Below are 4,393 nucleotides of genomic sequence, written 5' to 3' on the forward strand. Positions count from 1 at the left end.
GGGCGGTTGCTGGAGATCTCTGCGGGCACCGGCGTGCTGACGCGCCATCTCGTCGGGGAGCTGCCCGACAACGTCGACATTGTGGCCAGCGAACTCAACGCCACCATGCTGGACATGGCGGCCACCCGGGGCACCGAACGGCCCGTCGAGTGGCGGTTGGCGGATGCTGCGCAGCTGCCCTTTGCCGACGAGAGCTTCGACCTCGTCGCCTGCYAGTTCGGCGTCAGCCTCTTCGCTGACCGGCCACGTGCCTTTGCCGAGATCCGCCGCGTGCTCAGGGCCGACGGCGTGTTCCTCTTCAACGTCTGGGATCACCTCGACAGCAATGAGCTGGCCGAGACGATCACGCAGGCCCTGGCCCAGGCCTTCCCGGACGACCCGCCGCGCTTCCTCGCGCGCGCGCCGCACGGCTGCCACGACATCCACGCGCTGCGCCAGGAGCTCAGCGACGCTGGCTTCGAGCACGAGGCGGACTTCGTCACGCTGCCGCTGCGCGCCTGCGCAGAGTCACCTTCCCAGCCCGCCCTGGGCTTCTGCCAGGGCACGCCGTTGCGCGCCGAGATCGAGAAGCGCGCGCCAGGCCGCTTGCCGGAGATGACGGCCCTCGCGGCCCGCGCCATCGCCGACCGCTTCGGTGTCGGCGCCATCGACTCGCGCATGCAGGCCCACGTGGTCATCGTGGGGCATTGAACACTTTCGGGCCGAGCGCCGGGCCGCTCCCAAGCCGGCCCGCACTGGCGATGTGGTCGCGGCTCGATGCCGCGAGCATCGCCGCCCCCTCGGGGGGCCGGTCAGCCGCACCCGCGTTCAGCGGGGTGCGGCTGGACGAGGGGCCTACTCAATCGGGGTGAGCTTCGCAACTGAAAGAGCCAGCCATTTCGTGCCATGCCGGCCGAAGTTGACCTGCGCCCGCGCATCCGTGCCCGAGCCTTCAAGGGTGAGCAACACGCCCTCGCCGAACTTGTTGTGGAAGACACCCTTGCCCACGCGCAGGCCGCCGTGTTCTTCCGACACCTTCTGCTTCATGCTGGCCGGCACGGGTGGCTCCACCCAGGCGGCCCTTTCTCCACGATTGGGCACATTGCCCGCGCCCACCATGCCCTTGAGCCCCGAGCCCCGCTGCCAGGCCTGCTGGTACTCGCGCGCAAAGCCCGAGCCGAAGCCCTGGTTGCGCGGCGTCAGCCACTTCAGCGCCTCCTCGGGCAGCTCGTCGAAGAAGCGGCTCTTGATGTGATAACGCGTCTGTCCGTGCAGCATGCGGGTCTGGCAGAAACTCAGTGACAGCTTCTTGCGCGCCCGCGTGATGGCCACGTACATGAGGCGGCGCTCTTCCTCCAACCCGTCATGGTCGGACATCGAGTTCTCGTGCGGGAACAGCCCTTCTTCCAGGCCCGTGATGAAGACGGCGTCGAACTCCAGGCCCTTGGCCGAGTGAACGGTCATTAGCTGTACGGCATCCTGGCCCGCCTGGGCCTGGTTGTCACCGGCCTCCAGCGAGGCATGCGTCAGGAAGGCCACCAGCGGCGACATGATCTCGCCCGTCTCCGCGTCGGGCACCGAGCCCGGCGTGCCCGTGGACTGCACGCTCGGAGCCACTTCGTCCACCGGCAGGCCGACGGCGTTCTTGCCGAAGCCCTCCTGCATGACGAAGGCCTCGGCGGCGTTGATCARTTCGTCCAGGTTCTCCAGCCGCTCGGCGCCGTCCTTGTCGGTGCGGTAGAAGTCCAGCAGGCCCGAGGTCTCCAGCACCTGCTCGATGATCTCGCGCAGCGTCATGCCTTGCGTCAGGTTGCGCGTCGAGTCGATCAGGTTGGTGAAGGCGACCAGATTGGCGCCGCCCTTGCCGGTGATGGCGCCCACGCTCTGGTAGAGGCTGCGGCCGCTGGCCTTGGCGGCGTCCTGCAGGTTCTCCAGCGTCTTGGCGCCGATGCCGCGGGTCGGGAAGTTCACGACGCGCAGGAAGCTGGTGTCGTCGCTCGGGTTCTCCAGCAGGCGCAGATAGGCCAGCGCATGCTTGACCTCGGCGCGCTCGAAGAAGCGCAGGCCGCCATAGACGCGATACGGGATGCCCGAGTTGAACAACGCCGACTCGATGACCCGCGACTGCGCATTGCTGCGGTAGAGGATGGCAATCTCCTGCCGGTCCATGCCGCCGCGGTGCAGGCTCTGGATCTCCTCGATGACCCACTGCGCCTCGGCGAAGTCGCTCGGCGACTCCTGCACGCGAATCGGGTCGCCCAGGCCGGCGTCGGTGCGCAGCGTCTTGCCCAGGCGCTGGCTGTTGCGGCTGATCAGCTCGTTGGCGGCGTCCAGGATGTGGCCGAAGCTGCGGTAGTTCTGCTCCAGCTTGATGACTCGTCTGACGCGGTACTCGCGTTCGAAATCGGCCATGTTGCCGACGCGGGCACCGCGAAAGGCATAGATGCTCTGGTCGTCGTCGCCCACCGCCAGGATGCTCTGGCCGTTGTCCAAGCCCGGCGGCGCGAACATCTTCAGCCAGGCGTACTGCAGCTTGTTGGTGTCCTGGAACTCGTCGACCAGGATGTGGCGAAAGCGGTGCTGATAGTGCTCGCGCACCGAGGCGTTGTCGCGCAGCAGTTCATAGCTGCGCAGCATCAGCTCGGCGAAGTCAACCACGCCCTCGCGCTGGCACTGGTCCTCGTAGTTGGCGTAGATCTCGACGAGGGTCTTGGTCTGCTCGTCACGCTGCTCCACGTCGCCGGGGCGCTGGGCGTCTTCCTTGCGGCCGGCAATGAACCAGCCGACCTGCTTGGGCACAAAGCGCTCCTCGTCGAGCTTCATCGCCTTGATGACACGCTTGACGGCCGAGGTCGTGTCGCTGGCGTCCAGGATCTGGAAGGCCTGGGGCAGATTGGCCAGCTTCCAGTGCGCACGCAGGAAGCGGTTGCACAGGCCGTGGAAGGTGCCTATCCACATGCCGCGCACATTGAAGGGCAGCATGGTCGAGAGACGCGTCAGCATCTCCTTGGCGGCCTTGTTCGTGAACGTCACGGCCATGATGCCGCCCGGGCTGACCTGGCCGGTCTGCAGCAGCCAGGCGATGCGGGTCGTCAGCACACGGGTCTTGCCCGAGCCGGCACCGGCCAGGATCAGCGCGGGTTCCGGCGCCGCGGTCACTGCGGCGAGTTGTTCGGGGTTGAGGTTGCGCAGCAGGGGGCTGGAAGCAGCGTCGACCACAGCGTCGACAGGGGAAGAAGTCATCCCGGCATTCTAGGGAAGCCCCTCGTTACAGCCTGGCCGGCGCCCGCCGCTGACCGTGCGGGGTCGTTGGGGATACTTCTGGTTTTCCCCTAAAGCACTTTCGGAATGCCACGTCTCACTCTCGCCCTCGGCACCATCGCCCTCACCCTCGCCTCGCAGTCCACCCAGGCCCAGGACACGCCCGACGGCAAATGGCACGGCGGGCTCAGCGTCTCCGGCGCAATGGCCAGCGGCAACAGCAGCAGCCGCACATTGGCCGCCAATGCGGATGCCAGCGTCGCGACGGCCGAAGACAAGCTCAGCCTCTACGGCATCGCCAACTACGGCCGCAACAAGAACGCGGGCGTCGACACCACCACCGCCGACCTGTTGCGCCTGGGCGGCCGCTACGACTTCAACCTCGGCCCGCAGTGGTTCTCCTTTGGCGGCGCGGAAGGCGAAACCAACAAGGCCGGCGGCGTGCGCGACCGCTACAGCCTCAACGGCGGCGCGGGCTACCACCTGGTGAAGGACGATGCCAACAGCTGGGACGTCTTCAGCGGTCTCGGCTACACCGCCACCCGCCTGACGGACGGCAGCGAGGCCAATGGCGCGCAAGTGCTGTTCGGCGAAGAGTCCAGCCACAAGGTCAGCGAGACGACGACGCTGAAGCAGCGCCTCGTCTACTACCCCGGCGGCGGCGACCTCGGCAACCGCGCCACCTTCGACGCCGGGCTGGCCACGCAGATCATCGCCGGATGGACGCTCAACGCCGGCCTGTCCAGCCGCTACACCGGCCACGTGCCCGTGGGCACCAAGAAGACGGACAACCTGCTGACCGTGGGCTTCGGCTACAAGTTTTGAACGGCGCGGCAAGCGCCGCTCCTCAACGGCCCTTGCGCACCTTGCCGGCCCGCCCGGCCTTGGACCATTCATAGGTCTCGCCGTCTGGCGTTCGCCCGCCTTCGACCGCGGCCACGCCCGGCCGGCCCACGCTTTCATCCAGCTCGGTGGAGATGCTGACGTGGCGATGCCCCTGGCGGCGCCTGTCCTCGGCCCAGGCCAGGGCCTGCGTCAGCTCCTTGCTGCTGAAGAACTGGCAGACCGGGGTCGCCTCTTCGCCCTCACCTTCCAGCCAATACACCACGATGCCCAAGCGCGTCTCCGTCTGCGTTGAAGGCCGCAGCGTAGC

The 4,393-nt window shown here is 67.5% G+C and carries 4 protein-coding genes; 2 read left to right on the plus strand and 2 right to left on the minus strand.

Annotation, left to right across the window (positions count from 1 at the left end):
- Positions 1-690: class I SAM-dependent methyltransferase (locus AC1DU6_RS21490; protein ID WP_477859469.1), on the plus strand; the 690-nt coding region annotated here is incomplete at its 5' end.
- Between the two features lie 144 nt (positions 691-834).
- Here the strand turns inward: AC1DU6_RS21490 and AC1DU6_RS21495 are convergent.
- A complete protein-coding gene (locus AC1DU6_RS21495) occupies positions 835-3,222 on the minus strand; it encodes a UvrD-helicase domain-containing protein (RefSeq protein ID WP_477859471.1) in 2,388 nt (795 codons plus the stop codon).
- Between the two features lie 105 nt (positions 3,223-3,327).
- Between AC1DU6_RS21495 and AC1DU6_RS21500 the strand changes: the two genes are divergently transcribed.
- Positions 3,328-4,065: a DUF481 domain-containing protein gene (locus tag AC1DU6_RS21500; RefSeq protein ID WP_457326147.1), complete on the plus strand. Its 738-nt coding sequence runs from the start codon at positions 3,328-3,330 to the stop codon at positions 4,063-4,065.
- 22 nt (positions 4,066-4,087) lie between these two features.
- Here AC1DU6_RS21500 and AC1DU6_RS21505 read toward each other — a convergent pair.
- On the minus strand, positions 4,088-4,393 hold a 306-nt coding region (locus AC1DU6_RS21505), incomplete at its 5' end, for a hypothetical protein (RefSeq protein ID WP_477859473.1).

The organism is Roseateles sp. P5_B10 (assembly GCF_056400485.1).

Excerpts from the sequence above, each read along its gene's own strand:
- AC1DU6_RS21500 (WP_457326147.1), top strand. The coding sequence starts at position 3,328 with ATGCCACGTCTCACTCTCGCCCTCGGCACCATCGCCCTCACCCTCGCC.